The sequence below is a fragment of the Acinetobacter sp. WCHAc060042 genome, from assembly GCF_003231195.1.
GTDB lineage: Bacteria > Pseudomonadota > Gammaproteobacteria > Pseudomonadales > Moraxellaceae > Acinetobacter.
The window spans coordinates 1-20,238 of sequence record NZ_QKVN01000040.1; the positions used below are offsets into that span (position 1 = coordinate 1).

Consider the following 20,238-nt stretch of genomic DNA (forward strand, 5'->3'; position numbering starts at 1 on the left):
ACCTTCGGGTGGCTTTTTTATGCGTGCTAAACAGCAATGCCATGCTTATTTTTTGAAGTAAGCGAGTTACGTTAATCACATTCAGTTAATGAGTTTGTATAAATTGATTCACTGCTTCGGTATATTTATAATTTTTTCCTAAAGAGTTATTGATTTCAGTATGTGAAAGCGGAATAGCGAGTAATTGTGCCTGAGTACCAACACTTTGTGCTTGTTGAATGAATTGCTGTGCTTGAATACAGGGTTGGTCTGGACGAATTGTTGAACAAACAGCAAGAAATGCAGGTAAGCTTTGATGAATTTGTAAGACAGGAGAAAGCGCTTTCCAATTTGAGGGTTGAGTGCCAAAGGCTTGATCATAAAATCGAGCATGCCGAGTTTGCATGATCTTTTCGATATTGTAAGCGGCACTATCTAAAGCAATGGTGGTTCGCCAAACTTGAGGTTGTGCTATTAACCAAGAGGGACGTGTGCTCAGTAGGCTCACTAAATGAGCGCCAGCCGAGTGTCCCATCAGCACAAGTTGTGTGGGGTCAGCATGCCAATCAGAGGCGTGGTTTTGAATATAAATTAATGCTGCTGCGACATCTTGGATTTGTTGTTGTACTGTCGCCTCAGGAACTAAGCGATAATTGATTGAAATAAATATCCAACCTCGTTGTCCCCAATAATCCACTTTATTTTTGATCACCGCAGTATTATTTTTATCACCTATGCTCCAAGCACCGCCATGGACCATAACCATTAATGGTGCGTTTTTTTGATCTGCTAAAGGCTTAGATGGAAAATAAACATCCATCATTTGCTTAGCATGATGGCCATAAGCAACATTTTTGAGTGATTTTACTGTAGATGAGCTTTGATTATTGAGTACATCTGCATGTGCAGAAGGATTGAGGCAGAGTAACAGGAATATTGAAGTAACAAGTATTTTCATTATTTTTTTCCTTTAAATTCAAAGGTTAAAATGAGTTAAGGATTCTTTCTACAATTTCTTGAATTAAAAGATTTAAGTTATTTACTCGGGGTGATCTCAAATGAACAAAGTGATATTTCATAGATCAAATGGTCTTTTTACTTGGTTTGCATTATTACAAAAAAGAAAATAATGCACGGGGTGCAATTACATAATTTGATCATTTTGTGTAGAAAATAAGACTATGCTTTGATCATAGTGTAAAGGAGTTTTGAATATGAAAAAAATAATGGGTGTAGTCTCGACTTTGGTTTTATCAACACTGATGTTCACAGGCTGTGAAAATATGAGTCCTTCTGAGCAGCGTATTGGCACAGCTGCTTTAGGCGGTGCCGTGGGTGGTGCTGCGGGTAATAGTCTTGGTGGTGGTGTCGGTGCTGCGATTGGTGGTGGTGCAGGCGCAGCGGTGGGAAGTAAAACCCAAGGTGGCTCAAACCGTAATGCAACCTACAGTGGTGTTGGTGGTGCGATTGGTTCTGCTGTAGGTAAAAGCGTAATCGGTGGCAATACAGGGGCCGCGATTGGTGGCGCGATTGGTGGTGGTGCAGGCGCTGCAATTGAGGAGCGTAAATAATCTTTTCAGCAGAGCTCTATATAAAGGCACTTCATTGGGAAGTGCTTTTTTATTGCTGAGCTGGTTTTGGTTTTTTACGACGGATATATAAGGTTTTCTCCACTTGTGCAATTCGAATACCCGCATCATCATAAATATTCAGCGTATAAATACGGTGGACAGGGGCATAATTTTCAGCAAGTTGTTTGATCGTTTCAATTTCTTGGGCATCGAGACGAAAGTCTGCGTAGACGGTACTACGCCCTGGGCTGAGAAATTGGATAGTGGCTGATTTGTCCCAAACAATATATTTAGTCCCAAGATGATACATCAGTAAAGTCATATAAAAAGGATCGACCATCGCATATAAACTCCCACCAAAATGTACGCCGACAATATTGCGGTTTTGACGAGTAAGCGGCATTTTGACTCGGATGTGGTAGTTTTTAGGATCAAACTTCTCAATTTCAATACCTGCACCTTTAAAGGGGGCAAAATGGTTAAGAACGTATTTTGTGACAATAGGTGTTGTCACCAATTTTTTTAAAATGCTCATTTCGGTCAATGGTATCTGATGAACTTCTATCCATACTAGAGAAGATGGAAACAATTGGCATTGATCGTTTTGCCAGTGAAGGATAAAAAACAGTCAATAACAATAAGGAGCTAAATATGGAGCTGCAAAGTTACTGGGTACAGACCACAGACCAGCAGAGACTTTATGTGAAAACATGGGGCAATGCGCAGAATCCTGCCTTGGTCTTGGTGCATGGTTATCCAGACAATCAAGAGGTTTGGGAGCCTGTGATTGAGCATCTGGTGGAAAATTTTTATATTGTCACTTATGACGTTCGTGGGGCTGGGATGTCCAGTGTTCCCCGTCGTACACGTGCTTATGCATTGCCTCAGCTGTCATTGGACTTAGAACGTGTGGTGAATAGTGTCATTCCAGAACGTAGTTTTCATTTGGTGGCGCATGACTGGGGTTCGATTCAGTCATGGGAGTCTGCGACTGAGCCAAAATTTAGAGAGCGTATGCTGTCATTTACCACCATTTCAGGTCCATGCTTAGACCATGCTGCATTTTGGATGCGGGAACAGTTTAAACAACACAAGCCTCAGTTTTTGAAGCAGTTGAGTAAGTCATGGTACATTGCGGCTTTTCAGTTGCCTTTTTTGGCACCGACTGTTTGGCAGTTTTTTAGCCCTGAGCATTGGGGTAAAGTTTTATCACGTTTAGAAGGGCGTTTAGACTTACCACTCAATCATCACATTGTGGCAGATGGTAAACATGGGGTTGCACTTTATCGAGCTAACTTCATTCCACGTCTGACCAAACCACGAGAACGCTTTGCCATTTGCCCTGTACAGGCGATTGTGTTGGAACAAGATCAGTTTGTGAGCCCTGCTTTAATTGATGAAATGCCGAAGTGGGCTGAGAATTTCCAACGGGTGAATGTGAATGCTAACCATTGGGCCATCTTGAGTCAGCCTGAAACGATTGCTGGCCTGATTAGCAAATTTGTGGGTAAAGCATAAATTTACCATGGGCTTGTTATAGGACTAAAACTGACTGATAACAAGCCTATCGAAGTGAAAAATCAGACCTTGGGGTTATATAATAGCTTTGGATAAAGCTGAGCAAATTACAGTTTCGACCAATTGAATCTGCTAAAATACCGTTTTTTTTATCATCTTAAGTTTTCCATGAATGCAGTAGTAATTGCGATTGCCGTGATGTTTATTTTGTCACTGGCACGAGTTTCTGTTGTTTTGACTTTGGTCATTTCAGCAATTATTGGTGGATTGGTTGCGGGGCTCAGTTTATCCGATACTGTAAGCGCATTTAATGCAGGTTTAGGTGATGGTGCTGAAGTGGCTTTAGCCTATGCGGTGCTTGGAGCATTTGCTTTGGCGCTGTCTAAATCAGGCTTACCTGATTTATTGGCGCATAAATTGATTGGTTTATTAGGAGTCGAAGTTTCACATCAACGTGCGCGTAAGGTGAAATACTTACTGTTGACGATTTTACTTGTTGCGGCCATTTGTTCACAAAACTTAATTCCAGTCCATATCGCATTTATTCCAGTATTGGTTCCACCACTGTTAAAAGTGATGAATCACTTGAACTTAGACCGTCGTGCGGCAGCCTGTGTACTGACTTTAGGCTTGGTCGGAACCTATATTTTCCTACCCGTTGGTTTTGGTGCGATTTTCCTAGAACAAATTTTGATGGGCAATATCAACAAGATTGGTGCTGCATATAATTTGCATGTTGAACGTTGGATGATGCCTGTAGGAATGGCCATTCCTGTATTAGGGATGGTGATTGGTACTCTAGTGGCGGTATTCGTTAGCTATCGTAAACCGCGTCATTATATCGACCGTGAAGTGGTACGTGTGACCACGATTGACTTGGATAAACCGATCCGTGCAAGTGAAGTGAATCTGGCTCAAGATGCTGAAGAGCTCAAACGTGAAGCCGAAAATGTACCCGTGATTGCAAAGAAAACCATCTTCATGGCGCTTCTAGCGATTGTTCTAACCCTCATTGCGCAGTTGTATTCAGGCTCTATGATTTTAGGTGGCTTGGTTGGTTTTGCGGTGTTGTCTGGGGCGGGTATTTTTAAATGGCAAGAAGCGGATGATGTCTTTGTACAAGGCATGCGCATGATGGCTTTGGTTGGCTTCATCATGATTTCTGCGGCAGGTTTTGCCTCAGTGATGACCCATACGGGTGATATTAACCAACTGGTTAATGGCGTAGTACACGTGATTGGGGATAACCATGCTTTGGCTGCATTCCTCATGCTGTTCATTGGCTTATTTGTAACCATCGGGATTGGTTCATCGTTTTCCAGTGTTCCTGTCTTGGCCGTGATTTATGTACCGCTGTGTGTCCAGTTTGGTTTTTCTCCTTTAGCAACCGTAGCGCTGATTGGTACCGCAGCAGCACTTGGTGATGCTGGTTCTCCAGCCTCAGACTCCACTTTGGGGCCGACTGCGGGTCTAGGGGTGGATGGTCAACATGATCATATTTGGGATACAGTCGTGCCGACCTTTATTCACTTTAATATTCCATTGCTGATTTTTGGTTGGATTGCTGCCATGGTGTTGTAATTTAAACCCAGATTATTTTAAAGGGCGATTTTAATGAATCGCCTTTTTTATTATCAAATCAGATTAAAATAATCAGGTTTATAATATTAATTCGTATTAAATGAGTCGGAATTTAAAATCAATATATTTTGATTTTTTATTGTTCTTCTAAAACCAACCAAAATGGTCTATTTAAAATAAAAATACAATAAAAACAAAATATTAAAACATGTATATAAAATACATTATTATTGTCATTGCATATTAAATTTACTCTTGTTTATGATTAATTAATGTTTATTTTTATATTAATTATTTTACAAACAGAGGTTGTTTGAAATGTTAAAGCAAATCGCTCTAATTACATTAATGGGTCTCTCTACATCTGCTGTAATGGCAGGTCAATGGCAAGTCAAAGTCGGTGGCTCTGCTATTGCGCCTACACAGGATACAAAAATTGCCAATGGTGCATTAACTGTTGAAGCAGATAGCGAATTGGCGTTTACACCATCCGTTGAATATTTCTTTAATGACAATATTTCTGCAGAACTATTACTGGCAACTCCGATTAGCCATGATGTTACAGTGAATGGATCAAATGCAGTAAAACTCAAACATTTACCCCCAACAGTAACAGCAAAGTATAACTTTAAGAACTCAACAGGTTTCACGCCTTATATTGGTGTAGGTGCAACGGCATTTATTCCTTGGGATGAGGAAACATCAGGTGTACTTGAAGGGACTAAAGTTAAAGTTAAAGAAGATTATGGTTATGCGGCGCAAGTTGGCTTTAACTATCAACCTGCTGATGCGAAAAACTGGGGTGTGTTTGTCGATGTTCGTTATGCAGACCTAAACCCAAAAGTAGAAACTGTGGTTGAAAACTTTAAGTTAGATATCGACCCAGTGATTTATACGCTTGGTTATAGCTACAAATTTTAATAATCAAAAGTAGCTTTTTAAGAACCTCATCTATGATGGGGTTTTTTTATGCAACGACTAAAGTTGAATAGTGATGAAAGAGTAAATAACTCACCATCAGTCAGTATTAAAATAAAACCATAGATAAAATGTACTGAAGCAGAATAAGAGAGTCATAAGAAATGAAATATATGCGGTATCTAACCGTGCTCTGTGGCTTGGCATGGAGTATCAATATTCAGGCAGCCAGTTTTAATTGCGATAAGGCACAAACGATAACCGAGCATGCGATTTGTGAACATCGTTCAGTCAATGATGCGGATGTCAAAATGGCAACCACCTATAACATTTTAAAACGTTTGGTTCCAATGGGGACGCGTGGCATGATTCAAGATGAGCAGATGAAATGGTTGAGCCTACGAGACCGCTGTGGCGCATCACAAAGTTGTTTAATGGATGTCTATAAAATGCGTCAGCAAAAGCTCGATCTTCTTTTGGATCGTATTTATCGTCAGGGGCCATTTTAAAAAATTGGAAAAAAAATACTGGTCGCTATTGAAAAACTCATTCCTCACTCCAATTCATTAAGCATTCTCGATAAGACTTAATATATTAAGGAGCGATTGATGAGCGAGCAAAACGCGCACAAACATAGTTTCCAAGCTGAAGTAGCACAGCTCTTACATTTGGTGACGCATTCACTATATTCCAATCCTGAAATTTTCCTGCGTGAGTTGATTTCAAATGCGTCCGATGCCTGCGACAAATTGCGCTTTGAAGGTATTAATCACCCTGAATATTATGAAAATGACCCTAACTTGCATGTACGCGTCAGCTTCGATGAAATCAATAAAACTCTCACCATTTCAGATAATGGGATCGGTTTAACGGAGCAAGAAGCGATTGAAAATCTAGGTACAATTGCCAAGTCTGGAACCAAAGACTTTATGTCGAAACTTACAGGTGATCAGAAATCAGATGCACAACTGATTGGTCAGTTTGGTGTAGGTTTCTACTCAGGCTTTATTGTGGCGGATAAAATTACTGTTGAATCACGCCGTGCGGGTGTGGATGCGGATCATGCTGTACGTTGGGTTAGTGCAGGTACAGGTGAGTTTGAAGTCGAGCAAATTCACAAAGATAGCCGTGGTACGGACATTATTTTACATCTGCGTGAAGATGCGTTGGATTATTTACAGTCTTATAAAGTCAAACAAATTATCAATAAATACTCGGATCACATTAGTCTGCCGATTGAGATGCAAAAAGAGGTTTGGCAGCAAGAAGAAGCTGTCGAAGGTGAAGAAGCAAAACCGGGTCAGTATGTGAAAACGGATGAGTGGGAAGCGATTAACTCAGCTAGCGCACTCTGGACACGCAATAAAAATGAAGTCACTGAAGAGCAGTACATCGACTTTTATAAGAACTTAAGTCATGACTTTGAAGCTCCGTTAGCGTGGGCGCATAATCGGGTTGAAGGTAGCACTGAATATACGCAACTGTTGTATGTACCCAGCAAAGCAGCAGCCAATATTTTTACTCGTGAAGCCAAAGCAGGAATTAAGCTCTATGTGAAACGTGTCTTTATTATGGACGATGCGGATAACTTGATTCCAAACTATTTGCGCTTTGTACAAGGTGTGGTGGACAGTGCGGACTTACCACTGAATGTGAGTCGTGAGCTGTTGCAAGAAAGCCGTGATGTAAAAACCATTCGAGAAGGCAATGCACGTCGTGTATTGACTATGCTGGATGGTTTAGCGAAATCGGAAGATGAAACAGATCAAGAGAAGTTTAAAACTTTCTATAGTGAATTTGGTTCAGTGTTGAAAGAAGGCTTGGGCGAAGACTTTGGTAACCGTGAGCGTATTTTAAAATTACTCCGCTTCCCAACTTCAAACAATGATGCGGTGACCACATCATTGGCGGACTATAAAGCACGTATGCAAGACGGGCAAAAAGCCATTTACTATGTGACCGCAGACAGTCTTAATGCCGCGAAGAACTCACCACAACTGGAGTTATTCAAGAAAAAAGGCATTGAAGTTCTGCTTATGGCAGACCGTGTCGATGAATGGGCAATGGAGTTTGTCCATGAGTTTGATGGTACACCACTGCAAAACGTGGCGAAAGGCGCTGTTGACCTAGGTGATTTACAAGATGCTGAAGAGAAAAAAGCACTTGAAGTAGCGGCAGAACAATTCAAGCCTGTGGTTGAAAAACTGTCTGATTCATTGAAAACCAAGACCAAAGAAGTACGTGTGACTACACGTCTGGTCGATTCACCTGCTTGTTTGGTCACTGGTGAGGGGGAGCTTTCACTACAACTGATTCGTATGTTGAAACAAGCAGGACAGGCTGTACCTGAGTCTAAACCGATTTTAGAGATCAATCCTGAACATCCGCTAGTGAAAAAGTTGGAAGGCTCGACACAGTTTGATGATTTAGCCAATGTGATTTTTGATCAAGCCGTGATTGCAGAAGGCGGCTTACCAGATGACCCTGCTGAATATATCAAACGGATTAACAGTTTATTGCTTCAGTAAAGCATGACATGTTTTAAAAAAAGCCTATCTCTAAGATAGGCTTTTTTATGTCAATGAATCGAATATAGAGACTTCAAGGCATTCTGAACTCGACTCAATCTGTGGGAAATCACGTGGTGTGGGTATCCGTGGATAAGTTTGGACTTATCCACAGTTGTGTTTAAAGATTCAGCATTAGACTAAAAAAGTGCCTCAAAACGAACTAAGGCACTGAGGTAATGACTTCGGTCTTCACGTTTATCATTAAAGTAGTTTAAATCGCCTTGGATATAAAACCATTCACGTAAGAACGGTTGGCGCCATGATACAAAAGGCCCCCATCTATTCAACCTTAAGTCATCGTCATTATAGTATCCACCTGTGTAGAGACCGTAGTTAAAACGATTACCATGAAAGAATTGATGCTGTCTAAAGCTATAGTTGTCCCAAGTGAGGTCATCATCCTGCTCATCTGCATAGGTTAGGCTGAATTGGTTGGATAAAAAAGCCTGATTTGGGCGGGCATGCGTCAACTCTAAGTTCGTTCTTAAATAATTTTCACTGTCGATGCCATAGCGGTAAATTTGTTCTGCATAGGCACGGAAATCATTGTCCAGTTTCCATTCCTTAGAGAGTTCAACACGTGCATAAATATCATCGCCTGAACGTACCCCTAAGTCAAAATCAGTGTCAAAAGGCAAACGATCTGACAGTTGAGACCACCTTAAAGCAAGTGAGCTATTGGCATCACGGGTTTGTCGACGGTCGAAGGATTTATCGTTGTCTGCACTTGGTGGGTTTTCATTGGTAATCGCCACATTGTTTTGCAGTTCGTTATCCAGAGAGTCATCTCCAAACACCACACTCAGTTTATTTTCTAAAGTGGGAAGTTTGATTCGTCCTCGAATACGTGGTTTTACATCGTATTCATCATGTTTATTCCAGCGGTTATCGACCAAAATCCGTAGAGTTGCTGTGGCTGGTTTATTGGGATCCGTGTCTCCAAACCAGTCATCAATTTGGGTTGCAGTTTTATCTGCCCAATTCCGAACGCCTTTTTGTTGGCGGTCAACCCAAGTTCGCTCTTCAGTCACGTCGGTGGTGGGCACAATTACTTCGTCAGACTCTTCGGGTAAGAGTGTTGGAAGTGAATCAATCCACTGTGGAATTTGATATAAAAGTCCACTCCCTTTGGGAGGAGACGCAATTTGGTCAATTTCAGCCACATCATGAGGTGGCACGAAATGTTGGGTGCTATCTGTATTGCTTTCCGCCCAAGCCACGTTGACGCATGTACCTAAACTTAGGCAGAAAAATAAAGAGATGGGACTAACATGTCGAGTTCTTTGCATGCTTTCATACTTTATTGTTCTTCGATGTTTTAGTGTTGTAAATTTCACGTAAGAACACAAGTAGAAAATACAAAACTCTACAACTCGTTGGTGAGTTGTTTTTGAATAGAATCAAATAATTGAAATACCGTAATCGGCTCAGCTAAAGTCGAAATTGTATTTTGAATCAGTTGCCAACTGACCCCGTGCTGGCGGTCTAAGACTAAACAAGGGTAGGCGATCTCAGTGCGTGAGAGCTCGACACGTCTTTGGCCATGTATGACCCGAATTTTTTGTCGTTCTTTAAGTACTAAAATAGGGGTATTGAGGTCTGCAGTGCTTTCTTCAAACTGAATAAATTTACGACTATTCAGCAGATCCGCCAAAATAAAGGGATGATAATTTTCGATATGCCAGACCAGTTTGGCTTGCTGGGTATACACTTGAAAAATAGAAAATACATCATGTACATGACTCTGTAATTTCTCCCACTCAATTTCACGGATGGCTGCCAATTGATGATGATTGCTTTGTGCAAATTGTTGGCTCAGGCGAACGGCTTGAGCAGAACTATCAGCACCGAATAGCGCCAAATACTTAATAAAACGTCCCTGTAGACTGGTTTGTTCAGCCAGATAAATCGGATAGTCAGACCAATGATCCAGTTGGTCAGAGTAGAGGAGCAAGTCGACATTTTGGCTGATATCAGTCTGCACCGAAATGTCTAGACGATATAGTTTTGGGTCTAAGTGGGTCTGATCTAATTCAAGCAATTGCGCTTGATACTGACCAAGATGGATCTGTGTAGGCAGTATACCTGGCGATGCTGTTGATGATATTTCAGAGTTTAGAAGGCGTTTAGATGAGTCCGCATTTGGCTCAGGCACAATAGTTGGCACATCGAGTCGAGCTGATGTAGCTAAGGGCTTAATAGAGGGGCTCTGAGGCTCCTGAGACTGTGTTACAGATATATCGACTGTTGACGAATCTAAAAGCTCAATATCAGAAAACACAAAAGATTTAGAAATAGCTGCGTGTTCAAGATCTACCACATGATTTGTTGTGTTAGATGCTATTGCAACGGGCGTTATAAAGGGATTAGCTTCTGCAACTTCTGCAACTTCTGCAACTTCTGCAACTTCTGCAACTTCTGCAACTTCTGCAACTTCTGCAACTTCTGCAACTTCTGCAACTTCTGCAACTTCTGCAACTTCTGCAACTTCTGTGGTCGAAATAAAACTCTTCGGCACTTCAGTACTGTGTGTACTCAGCGTCGTTGGAACAGGCTCCATCATATTCAATTGCTGATCGACTGGTGAATGATCAATCAACCATTGGTAAACCTCTTTAAACTTTGAAAACCAAGGGCTGTTATACACATGAGTTGAAGCATCTTGAAAGCTAATTTGCCAACCTAAACCCGATTTATATAAAACGCCCCATGCAAAATGTTGTTGCTGTTTTAAAGCACTGCTAAGGGCAGATTCATACTGAAAAAGACCAACATATAAATGTCGATATGGGCTCTGCTGTAACCAGTGTTCGGCCGTAGCTTGAGGTTGAGTGAGGGCTTTATAGGCTTCGAGTTGTTTGTGGAAAATGGGCTCATCACAACGGGCAAAGATTTCACGAATGCGTTTTTTTGAGCGCGCAATTTCAAAAAAAGACAAATGCTGATGTTCCAAACCGTCAATCAATTGATGCAGTTCTTTGATCAGCAGTGCTTTTTCGATTGCTTTCATGTGCTGAGCTCTAAAGTTGTTTTTGTGCTTGTTCCAAATAACTTGCTAAAATCATATTGAGTGCAAGTTCAAGTAATTTATATTCGGCTGAAGTTGGTTGAGTGTACTGCTTTGCTAGAGCAATCAATTGATCTGGATCAATAGTTTGTGGAGAAATACGACCTTGAATTAAAGCTTGTAAATTTTGCATAGGCATATGGGCTAAGAAGGCATTTAGTTTTGGTTTTACGGTTTAGTATTCTTTTTGATCATAATTAGAAAATCTTAAATAGGCAAAAACTATTGCATATCCTATACGAGAAAAATGTTGTAAAAAATGTAAATAACTTCGATTAAAACACAGATCATTCTAAATATTTTTGATCTAGATGCTAAATATTTGAAAATTTTTGTCAGTTATTAACCTTTTTAGGCAAAAAAATAGGCAATATAAATTGCCTATTTTTTATTTAATTTTACAAGAATTAAGCTTCTTGATGGGGTGCTTCGGCAGGTGCCTGAGCAGTTGCCGTTTGTGCTTTTACTGGTTTTTTTACAGGAAAGCTTGGGGTATAAACTACTTGTGCAGATACAGTTGCAGAAAGAGCGATTACAGCAACAGCCAAAGTATACTTAAGAGCGTTCATGATATTTCCTCGATGGAAAAGGAAGTCTCGAAAGAGACTGGGAGGTTAAAAAAAGATAAATTTCGCATGAATAATATCAAAATATGAACAGTTTTAGCGGAGCTAAAGTTTGAAAAAAGATGAATGGTGAGTTCATTTATCATTAAAAAACAATGAATTAGAATAAATACTCTAGTCGGTTTTTGAGTTTTTGCTCTATCGCTAAGCTACTTAAATTAAAAGTGAAAATCTAAATTTTCAAATTGAGTACGGGCATGCGTGATGTGCTCTTTTTTGCTCAAAATCACAGCGGAAAGGCCCTTGAACTACATGATTGTTTGATCAAATAATCATCAATAGGTGGAAAGCCTATTGTGTGCACTACGTAAGTTTTTGCTGTGGAATGTTTAATCAATCCAATATTGTATAAAAAATCACCTATGATGGAAAATCAAAACAAAAAAATCAGAGGATGAACCCATGGCCATTGCAAAAGTGGTAGAAGTCAATTCGAGCAGCGTAAAGAGTTTTGAAGATGCCATCCAGACAGGTATCGCCAAAGTCACTGAGACGGTAAAGAATGTGCAGGGTGCTTGGATTAATGAGCAGAAAGTGGTGGTGAAGGACAATAAAATTGCAGAGTATCGGGTCAATCTTAAAATTAGTTTCTTGGTCGATTAAAGCCACAGCGAACCGCATTAACCTATAAAAAATCCCCAAAGTATGGGGATTTTTTGATTTTAACTATAGGCGCTTTTAAAACATCGCTACAGGGCTTGAATTATGGTTTGGGTGTTTCACACGAGTCGTCTGTACACTGTGCTGCTTGCTCTTGTTGCTCAGCAGGTGCTTGCGCTTTTTCTAAGACTTGTAGGAATACTTCACGGGGTTGAGCACCCGCTAAAGCGACACGTTGATCGAATACAAAAAACGGAACGCCCGTCACCTTGAGTTGTTCACGTGCTACTTCTTGGTCAAATTTAACGAAATCTGCATATTCGTCAGAATCCAGCACATCATCCACTTCAACAGGGCTTAAGCCAATTCGGGATGCGACATCTTCAATGGTTTCACGTTCGCCAATTGGGAGACCTTGTGTCATATAACTATAGAAAAAGGCTTCCTCTGCCTCATTGCCCAAGCCACGACTTTGTGCCAAGTGAATAATACGGTGGGCGTTAAAGGTATTGCCTGAGTTAGCGTTTTCCCAGTTAAATTCAATTCCTTCTTCGGCAGCCATCGCTGCAATATTTCGCTGCATTTCTTCAACTTCAGCAACAGTACGACCATATTTTTGTGCAAGACGTTCTGAGTTTGATATTTCTTGACGTGTTGGCGCTTCAGGGTCGAGTTCAAAACTATGCCAGTGGACTTCTAGTTCAACACCTGCTTGTTCAGCTGCAGCTTCTAAGCGTTTTTTGCCAATATAGCAAAAGGGGCAAACAACATCTGACCAAATATCTACACGCATGGAATTTCTCAAAATAGTAAAAAGCAATTAAAAAAATGATGGGGGTGAGTTCTAAAATTTAAAGCAAAACACATGAAAAAAGCCAGCAGATGTTCGTAGCCATATTATAAGGACAATGTTGAGTTGTACCGTTTATCTGACAATGCTGCTGCATAATGGACGAAAAATATACAATAGAGGTGCTGGTGATGCTATGACATCTGCCTTTTTATATCTCTTATTTTTTGGGATTGTTTTATGAAATTTTTATATTCTCTTCCTATCGTTTGTTGTGCTTTTATTTTTATGCCGACTGTGGCTAAAGCTAATGGTGATATTGTTAGCCTTCCTACCTTTAAGACTATGGCAGAATCAGAACTTCGTGCCGAAACGGGTGTCATTCCGTACCAACAAGACGAAAATATTCGTAAAGCTTTACAGCATCGGATCATCCAATTACAGGGTGATGCACAATCTTTTGTGGTCGATCCGACCATCACTCAAAATGTGGATATTTTACCACTCGCAGTTACCGCAGATTTGAACTCTGTACCTCCGCTATTACGTGAGCATGTTTTGAATATTGCTGCAGGTTTACAGTCCTCCAACCCGACTGAAGGTTTATATATTATGTTGCAGCCGTTTGGTATTGATCGCAATGCAACCAATGTACAAACAGCCCGCGAGCAAATTTCGATTGGGCAAATTGACCATAACTTTATGCAAGGGATTCAACAGAATATCCAGCAACAGAGAATAACCCCAGCCAAGTAAAGGCTTCTTCATTTATTGATCGCTCATACACTCCTTTTTAACTCGTGGAGTATATGAGCGATGTGCTCTGAAAATGTTGATAAAATGTTTAAATATTGATCATACTTCGATATTTGCTATGATAAAAAGAAATGAAGAGGAAGCTGAACATGCGACGTATCGTGTTGATTTTAGTTCTTGCGACCAGTGCTATTTTCGGTTGGATGTATTATCAGTATTCTCAACAACAACAAGAACAGCAGCAACTACAAAGCTATGAAACGGTGCTATATGAAAAGACCGAACAAATTTACAAGCAAGCCCAAGACTGGACCACACCAATTCAAGTCGATGTGAAAGACGCGCGCCTCACTGGCGATTACAAAATTATGGCTGAGTTTGTGCTGAGTCATATGTTGCAAAATGCCGAAGCGCGTAATCAATATCTACGTGATTTAAAAGCCCTGAATTGGGATCAATTTTTAAATATTGACCGATTAAGCAAAGACAAAAACAACAATTATGCTGAAACGGAACAAATGCTGAAAGACGTACATACCGTTGTCGATAGCTATGCCCAGCAGGTCGAGCAACGTCAGAAACAGGCGATTGATCAAGCCAAGGATTTACCGATCTCTTCTCGGTTTCGTCATCAGTTAACAGACAGTATGCAAGCCAGTGACAAGAGCCAAGAAGCGATGCGTTTGTTTAAGCTGGAACAGCAGAATTTAGCCAAGGCGGATCAAATCTTCTTGGTACTCAAAAACAATCAATGGGAAAAGAAAAACAACACCTTTATGTTTTATGAAGATATACCACTTCAACAGTTTAATGCACTGTATAAAGAGATTTTAGCCTTAAATAGTCAAATGCAGCGGGTAGAGAAACAAACTCAAAAAGAGGTAGAACAAAAGTTATAACCAAATACAAAGATGACAGTTTTGTAAGCAGACTGTCATCTGCTGTTCAAAATAGCTTGCTAGATTAAAAGCATCACAAAGATGACGACTTTTCAGTGTAGGCAGGTGAGTCATGAGAACCATACACGTTTTTGCTGATATTCAGCATGTGTATAGTGAGTTTGTAGAAAATAAAAACTATCCAAAATTAGAAAGCTTAAGCAACTGGGGAAAGAATCGTTTCTTCTTTAACCAATATTTTGAAATGATCGAAGACTGGCACCATACTGAACAGATCGTGATTCAATTCAATCAACAGTATTTTAGTTTAGACACAGGCAATGCCCCTGACTTTATGGACAAAGAAAAGTATATGGCGTGGTTGATGGGCGAGCTTTTAATTTAAATCTATCCTAAAACTACACAGCGCCTAATTCGTTCTCAGCGCTGTGCCTTTATTGGATTAATCAAAGATTTTATCGGCAGCTTGGAAAGGTAGGCTGACCACGTCGATTGCCACGGCAAAAGGCAACAGCACTAACTTTTCAAAAGGATTCATGCCTGACTTGGATTTATAACTTTCCTCTTGATGGGTATAAATACTCACCTGATAAGGCTTACTCAAAGCTTTTAAAGAGGCTAAATTCTTCGCGGCAGGGTAGACGACACCTGCTAGTTTGATCTCAAAACAGAAACGCTGTGCCAACATGCGTTCATCACTGGAACTCGAACATTCCTTTGCCCCATTTTCAATAAAAAATTCCAGATCTTTCTTGCTGATGTCTTCTTTGAGTTTCACATAAGACAATGGCAGTGTCCCTGTAAAATGACCATCATTCTTTTCTGAGTAGAAGCTTAGTTCTCGGGTGACTTGAATATTTTTCGGGTCCAATTTGCCAATCAAACTGACAAATTGAGGCCCACCTTGGGTCAATACATAACTTTTTTGTTGCCCTGCAATCACTAAACTATGCGCAGGTAAATTTGGCAGAGGCTGAGCTGGTTTGCCAAAAGCGACCACTTGGTCTTCGATCAAGGTTACTTTGTTGGTACGGGTATAGGTTTTATTGTCTTTGGTCATTAAGGTTTTAGTAGCACAGCCTGTGAATAATGTTCCTATGACGCCTAAACAGATGACGGTTCTTAAAGGTGATGCAAACATCGTTAGACTCCAAATCATTTGAAATATAGTTAAGCTGAATTTTTATTGTCTTTAAGCCTATCATTAAAATGGGTAAAAAGGCGTCAAAGCTAAAAAATTGAAGTAATGAAAGTTCTATAAATTGCTCAATACAGTGGAGTGATCGCTTTTATTTCTTATCCACTGGTAGTTTCTAGTTACTGAATGAATGTTCATTTGAGTCTGAACTGGCTATGATCATACAAGCGTTCGATAAAAACGATGGACTAGCGAATACGTCATAACAAGGTGGGAAATCGGCTGATGCAAAACTTGATTTGTTATAAAGAACTGCCTGTGTGGACTGCGCAGACCATTCCGCAAGGGTTTAAAAATCAACACAATACCAAAGCGGGCACGTGGGCCAAGTTACAGATTTATCAAGGAGAGCTAAGCTTTGCTTTTTTAGATGAGACAGGTCAAGTGCAATCTGAACATCTGTTTACCCCTGAGCAACAGCCACCATTTATTCAGCCTCAAGCATGGCACAAAATTGTTTCGACCAGCGATGACATAGAGTGTCAGTTGCAATTTTATTGTACCCCGCAGGATTATTTTTATAAGAAATATCAGCTTTCACCTACGCATTCAGAAATTTTGGCGGCTATGCCGTATTTACACGGTGGTCGGGCTTTGGATGTCGGCTGTGGGCAGGGGCGAAATTCGCTGTATTTAAGTCAGCAGGGTTTTGAGGTGGATGCTTGGGATGTGAATCCGCAAAGTTTGCAAAAACTACAGCAGATTATAGATGCCGAAGGTATTCAAAAGATTCATCTGCAACAGCGTGACCTCAATGCTGACCCAAGCATTACAGATAGATACGACTTTATTTGCTGTACGGTGGTGATGATGTTTTTAGAAGCCAAAACGGTGAAACCGCTGATTGCGCAGATGCAACAAGCCACAAATATAAATGGGTTTAACTTGATCGTGTGTGCGATGAATACCGATGATATTCCTGCGCAGCCTGACTTTTCTTTTGCTTTTAAAGCAGGGGAGTTAAGTACGCTATACGAGGGTTGGAACATTGTGAAATACAATGAAAATGTAGGTGAGTTACATCGGGTCGATGAACAGGGTAATCGGATTAAGCAGCATTTTGCAACGCTATTGGCTAAGAAAGTTTAAGGTTAGACAGATTGTTTAATAATGCGTAATTATTTGCTAAAAGATTTGTTAAGAGTTCTTTTAAATATTAAAACAACCATATATTATCGAGTAATACACAAAATAATGTTGATTTTGGTTTTATATGATAAATTATGTTAGGTTTAACAATTTTTATTCTTTTGCGGAGGAGACTGAAGTTTCATTTCGCGTAGGAAAGCAACCGACAATGTCTCTGTATGATATTCAATTACAAACAGTACATGGTGAAGAGGTGCGTCTGAATAAAGTTATTACAACTTTAGGTGCAAATGGCTCAGGAAAAACACAATTATTGAAAGCGTTACCTTTTTTAGCATGGTTTGTATCCTTATCTTCTCAAAGCTTGGAAAAAGATGATGAAATATCATTTAGCCCATTTAAAGCTAAAGAAAATGAAAAATCGACTTTCGAAATAAGTTTTTTCTTGAAAAAAGGGGATCAAGATTTTGATGAATATAGATACAATTTAATATTAGATAAGGAGCAAGTTTATTTTGAAGCTTTGTATGTGAAGACGAGTAGGAGTTTTAGTTATATTTTTGAAAGAGATTTAGAAAAAAATATTTATAAGCATCGAAATTTTTTAACACCGAAACATGCCAAGAATGTTAATAAAAACGTATCTTTGATTAGTTATGCAAATATTTTTGACAATGAAATTGCTAGTAGCGTTGTTAAGTTTTTTAGAGGTTTTAAGTTTAATTTACATTCATTAGGACGAAAGCATAGCTCGGATGATGACTTAATAAAGATATCTGAAGCTTTATCTAAAGATATGGAATTGAAAAATGAAGTTGTACGCTTATTAAGCCAATTTGATACAGGTATCAGTGATATCAAATTTGAAAAAATTATGCTTGTAGAACACAATTCAGGAGAGACAAAAGAGGTCTTAATGCCTGTAGGTATTCATAAATATAATGATTCTGAAATGGAGTTTTACTTTTTAGAGGAATCAAATGGTACAAGATCAGCTTTTGTTCTTATGGGATTATTACTGCCACTTTTACGCAAAGGCGGTGTTGCAATTATTGATGAGTTAGATAATGACTTACACCCACACTTATTGCCGTGTTTATTGGATTTATTTAAACACAAACATTCTAACCCTCATGATGCTCAGATTATTTTTAGTTGCCATACACCAGAAATTCTAAATTTATTGTATAAACATCAAGTATATATGGTTCAGAAAAATAACCAGGAAAGCGAATCTTGGAGACTTGATGAAGTAACTGGATTGAGAGCAGATGATAATATTTATGCAAAATATATGTCTGGTGCTTTAGATGCCGTACCTAATATTTGAGAACATTTAGTATGGCTAGAATAAATGTTCGCAAGATCAGCAAAACAACGCTTTTAGTAATAGGTGAGGGGGCTCATGATACGGCCTTTCTTAATCATTTAAAATCTTTGTATGATGCTAGAGAATCTGGGCAAAAAGTCAAAATTGAATCAGGTGATGGTGGTTCTCCACATGATTTAATAAAAAATACTATAAAAAAGATAAGTCATTTAAGTTATGACAGAGTTGTTATTTTTCTAGATAGTGATGTAGAGATAAAAGAAAGTGATAAAATCGAGGCAAAAAGACATAGAATTACTTTAATTTTATCAGAACCTGTCTGTCTAGAAGGCTACCTTCTCAAGCTTCTAAATAGAAAAGTACCTCATACAGCAGATCAGTGTAAATCTATTTTGCATAAACTTTTAAGTGGGTCGCCAACTAATCCACAAAGCTATGCTTCTATATTTACTAAAGAAATTATAGATTCTTCAGAAGATAAGACTTTAATTCAACTTAAAAATATTTTGTCAAATAAGTAAAAAAACCCCGCAATAAGCGGGGTTCATTTTATCTCAGTATTTAATTAAACATTAAACACGTTCGATAATGGTCGCGATACCTTGACCAAGACCGATACACATCGTCGCAAGACCAATTTGTGTATCTTGTTGTTCCATCACGTTCAACAACGTCGTTGTGATACGCGCACCAGAACAGCCCAATGGGTGACCAAGAGCAATCGCACCACCATTTAAGTTAATGATGTCTTGCTTCTCATACACGCCTAAGCCCTTCATGACTGATAAGCCTTGAGCAGCAAACGCTTCGTTTAATTCGATGGTTTGGATATCTGCCATCGTTAAGCCAGCACGTTTAAGCGCTTTTTGAGTTGCAGGTACAGGACCATAACCCATGATCGCAGCGTCACAGCCTGCAACCGCCATAGAGCGAATCACAGCACGAGGCTTAAGACCTAAAGCTTGAGCACGTTCAGCAGACATCAACAACATTGCAGATGCACCATCAGACAAAGCTGAAGAAGTCGCAGCTGTTACTGTACCGCCTTTCGGGTCAAATACAGGACGTAAACCTTTGAATGCTTCAAGGTTTGCATCTGGACGAATCACTTCGTCGATGTCGCACAGGATTTTGAAGCCATTAGCATCATGACCTTCAACACCTACGATTTCATTTTTGAAACGGCCTTCTTGCGTTGCAGCCCAAGCGCGGCGGTGAGATTCAACACCGAACGCATCTTGTTCTTCACGTGAAATGCCGTTCATACGACCTAACATTTCAGCCGTTAAGCCCATCATGTTAGACGCTTTTGCATAGTGCTTAGACGCTTCTGGGTTCAGGTCGATGCCGTGCATCATCCCTACGTGACCCATGTGCTCTACACCACCAATGATGAAGATATCACCTTGGTTGGTTGCAATCTGTGCAGCAGCGGTGTGAAGCGCTTGCATAGATGAACCACAAAGACGGTTAACCGTTTGACCTGCCACAGTTTTTGGAAGGTCAGCCAATAAACCAATGTTACGGCCAATGTTCATACCTTGCTCTAGAGTCTGGTTTACACAGCCCCAGATCAAGTCTTCAACTTCATTGGTGTCAAACTGGTTACGAGCAACTAAAGTACGAACCAATTCAGCCGATAAGCTGTCAGCACGTACATTGCGGAACATACCGTTTTTGGTTTTACCCATTGCTGAACGTACGCCATCAACGATGACAACGTCACGTGGATTTAAAGTAGCCATT

General features: G+C 39.8%; 22 protein-coding genes. 13 read left to right on the forward strand and 9 right to left on the reverse strand.

The window, feature by feature from the left end:
• Positions 1 to 85: 85 nt before the first annotated feature.
• A complete protein-coding gene (locus tag DPG01_RS15070) occupies positions 86 to 937 on the reverse strand; it encodes an alpha/beta hydrolase (RefSeq protein ID WP_110975667.1) in 852 nt (283 codons plus the stop codon).
• A gap of 256 nt (positions 938 to 1,193) precedes the next feature.
• Between DPG01_RS15070 and DPG01_RS15075 the strand changes: the two genes are divergently transcribed.
• Complete coding sequence (locus DPG01_RS15075) at positions 1,194 to 1,550, forward strand: DNA transfer protein p32 (RefSeq protein WP_086209736.1); 357 nt, start codon at positions 1,194 to 1,196, stop codon at positions 1,548 to 1,550.
• Between the two features lie 49 nt (positions 1,551 to 1,599).
• Here the strand turns inward: DPG01_RS15075 and DPG01_RS15080 are convergent, their stop codons facing one another.
• Positions 1,600 to 2,085, reverse strand: a complete 486-nt coding sequence (locus DPG01_RS15080; protein WP_086209735.1) for a PaaI family thioesterase — start codon at positions 2,083 to 2,085, stop codon at positions 1,600 to 1,602.
• 116 nt (positions 2,086 to 2,201) lie between these two features.
• Between DPG01_RS15080 and DPG01_RS15085 the strand changes: the two genes are divergently transcribed.
• The 5 genes from DPG01_RS15085 (at position 2,202) to htpG (ending at position 8,095) form a co-directional block, all read left to right on the forward strand.
• A complete protein-coding gene (locus DPG01_RS15085) occupies positions 2,202 to 3,068 on the forward strand; it encodes an alpha/beta fold hydrolase (protein ID WP_110975668.1) in 867 nt (288 codons plus the stop codon).
• A gap of 168 nt (positions 3,069 to 3,236) precedes the next feature.
• A complete protein-coding gene (locus tag DPG01_RS15090) occupies positions 3,237 to 4,649 on the forward strand; it encodes a Na+/H+ antiporter family protein (RefSeq protein ID WP_110975669.1) in 1,413 nt (470 codons plus the stop codon).
• Between the two features lie 318 nt (positions 4,650 to 4,967).
• Complete coding sequence (locus DPG01_RS15095) at positions 4,968 to 5,570, forward strand: OmpW/AlkL family protein (protein WP_086209732.1); 603 nt, start codon at positions 4,968 to 4,970, stop codon at positions 5,568 to 5,570.
• A gap of 161 nt (positions 5,571 to 5,731) precedes the next feature.
• The gene (locus DPG01_RS15100; RefSeq protein ID WP_086209731.1) at positions 5,732 to 6,076 is read left to right on the forward strand and encodes a lysozyme inhibitor LprI family protein; all 345 of its coding nucleotides are present in this window, start codon (positions 5,732 to 5,734) and stop codon (positions 6,074 to 6,076) included.
• A gap of 99 nt (positions 6,077 to 6,175) precedes the next feature.
• On the forward strand, positions 6,176 to 8,095 hold the full coding sequence (gene htpG, locus DPG01_RS15105) for a molecular chaperone HtpG (protein WP_110975670.1): 1,920 nt from the start codon (positions 6,176 to 6,178) through the stop codon (positions 8,093 to 8,095).
• A gap of 179 nt (positions 8,096 to 8,274) precedes the next feature.
• Here htpG and DPG01_RS15110 read toward each other — a convergent pair whose 3' ends face one another.
• The 4 genes from DPG01_RS15110 to DPG01_RS18800 form a co-directional block, all read right to left on the reverse strand.
• Positions 8,275 to 9,426, reverse strand: coding sequence for a hypothetical protein (locus DPG01_RS15110; protein ID WP_110975671.1), 1,152 nt, complete (start codon positions 9,424 to 9,426; stop codon positions 8,275 to 8,277).
• A 77-nt stretch (positions 9,427 to 9,503) separates the two neighbouring features.
• Positions 9,504 to 11,147, reverse strand: coding sequence for a hypothetical protein (locus DPG01_RS18735; protein WP_162622352.1), 1,644 nt, complete (start codon positions 11,145 to 11,147; stop codon positions 9,504 to 9,506).
• 10 nt (positions 11,148 to 11,157) lie between these two features.
• A complete protein-coding gene (locus DPG01_RS15125; protein WP_162900293.1) occupies positions 11,158 to 11,337 on the reverse strand; it encodes a hypothetical protein in 180 nt (59 codons plus the stop codon).
• A gap of 274 nt (positions 11,338 to 11,611) precedes the next feature.
• Positions 11,612 to 11,773, reverse strand: coding sequence for a hypothetical protein (locus tag DPG01_RS18800; RefSeq protein WP_162900292.1), 162 nt, complete (start codon positions 11,771 to 11,773; stop codon positions 11,612 to 11,614).
• A gap of 459 nt (positions 11,774 to 12,232) precedes the next feature.
• Between DPG01_RS18800 and DPG01_RS15130 the strand changes: the two genes are divergently transcribed.
• Complete coding sequence (locus DPG01_RS15130; protein ID WP_110975674.1) at positions 12,233 to 12,433, forward strand: dodecin family protein; 201 nt, start codon at positions 12,233 to 12,235, stop codon at positions 12,431 to 12,433.
• A gap of 100 nt (positions 12,434 to 12,533) precedes the next feature.
• Here the strand turns inward: DPG01_RS15130 and DPG01_RS15135 are convergent, their stop codons facing one another.
• Entirely contained in the window at positions 12,534 to 13,223 is a 690-nt protein-coding gene (locus tag DPG01_RS15135; RefSeq protein WP_086209725.1) for a DsbA family oxidoreductase, read from the reverse strand.
• A 237-nt stretch (positions 13,224 to 13,460) separates the two neighbouring features.
• Between DPG01_RS15135 and DPG01_RS15140 the strand changes: the two genes are divergently transcribed.
• From DPG01_RS15140 to DPG01_RS15150, 3 genes are all read left to right on the forward strand, one after another.
• A complete protein-coding gene (locus tag DPG01_RS15140) occupies positions 13,461 to 13,976 on the forward strand; it encodes a hypothetical protein (protein ID WP_110975675.1) in 516 nt (171 codons plus the stop codon).
• A 149-nt stretch (positions 13,977 to 14,125) separates the two neighbouring features.
• Positions 14,126 to 14,875 carry a hypothetical protein gene (locus DPG01_RS15145; RefSeq protein WP_110975676.1) on the forward strand — a complete coding sequence of 250 codons (750 nt, stop codon included), beginning with the start codon at positions 14,126 to 14,128 and terminating at the stop codon, positions 14,873 to 14,875.
• A gap of 112 nt (positions 14,876 to 14,987) precedes the next feature.
• Entirely contained in the window at positions 14,988 to 15,260 is a 273-nt protein-coding gene (locus DPG01_RS15150; RefSeq protein ID WP_110975677.1) for a hypothetical protein, read from the forward strand.
• 57 nt (positions 15,261 to 15,317) lie between these two features.
• On the opposite strand, the gene DPG01_RS15155 is transcribed toward DPG01_RS15150, so the two are convergent.
• On the reverse strand, positions 15,318 to 16,016 hold the full coding sequence (locus DPG01_RS15155) for a hypothetical protein (protein ID WP_086209721.1): 699 nt from the start codon (positions 16,014 to 16,016) through the stop codon (positions 15,318 to 15,320).
• A gap of 282 nt (positions 16,017 to 16,298) precedes the next feature.
• Between DPG01_RS15155 and tehB the strand changes: the two genes are divergently transcribed.
• The 3 genes from tehB to DPG01_RS15170 all read left to right on the forward strand — a co-directional run bounded on the left by tehB (position 16,299) and on the right by DPG01_RS15170 (position 19,013).
• Positions 16,299 to 17,162 carry an SAM-dependent methyltransferase TehB gene (gene tehB / locus DPG01_RS15160; RefSeq protein WP_110975678.1) on the forward strand — a complete coding sequence of 288 codons (864 nt, stop codon included), beginning with the start codon at positions 16,299 to 16,301 and terminating at the stop codon, positions 17,160 to 17,162.
• 208 nt (positions 17,163 to 17,370) lie between these two features.
• Positions 17,371 to 18,492: an AAA family ATPase gene (locus DPG01_RS15165; protein ID WP_228157015.1), complete on the forward strand. Its 1,122-nt coding sequence runs from the start codon at positions 17,371 to 17,373 to the stop codon at positions 18,490 to 18,492.
• A gap of 11 nt (positions 18,493 to 18,503) precedes the next feature.
• Positions 18,504 to 19,013: a hypothetical protein gene (locus DPG01_RS15170; RefSeq protein WP_110975680.1), complete on the forward strand. Its 510-nt coding sequence runs from the start codon at positions 18,504 to 18,506 to the stop codon at positions 19,011 to 19,013.
• Between the two features lie 51 nt (positions 19,014 to 19,064).
• On the opposite strand, the gene fadA is transcribed toward DPG01_RS15170, so the two are convergent.
• Positions 19,065 to 20,237: an acetyl-CoA C-acyltransferase FadA gene (gene fadA, locus DPG01_RS15175; protein ID WP_110975681.1), complete on the reverse strand. Its 1,173-nt coding sequence runs from the start codon at positions 20,235 to 20,237 to the stop codon at positions 19,065 to 19,067.
• Position 20,238: the final 1 nt, after the last annotated feature.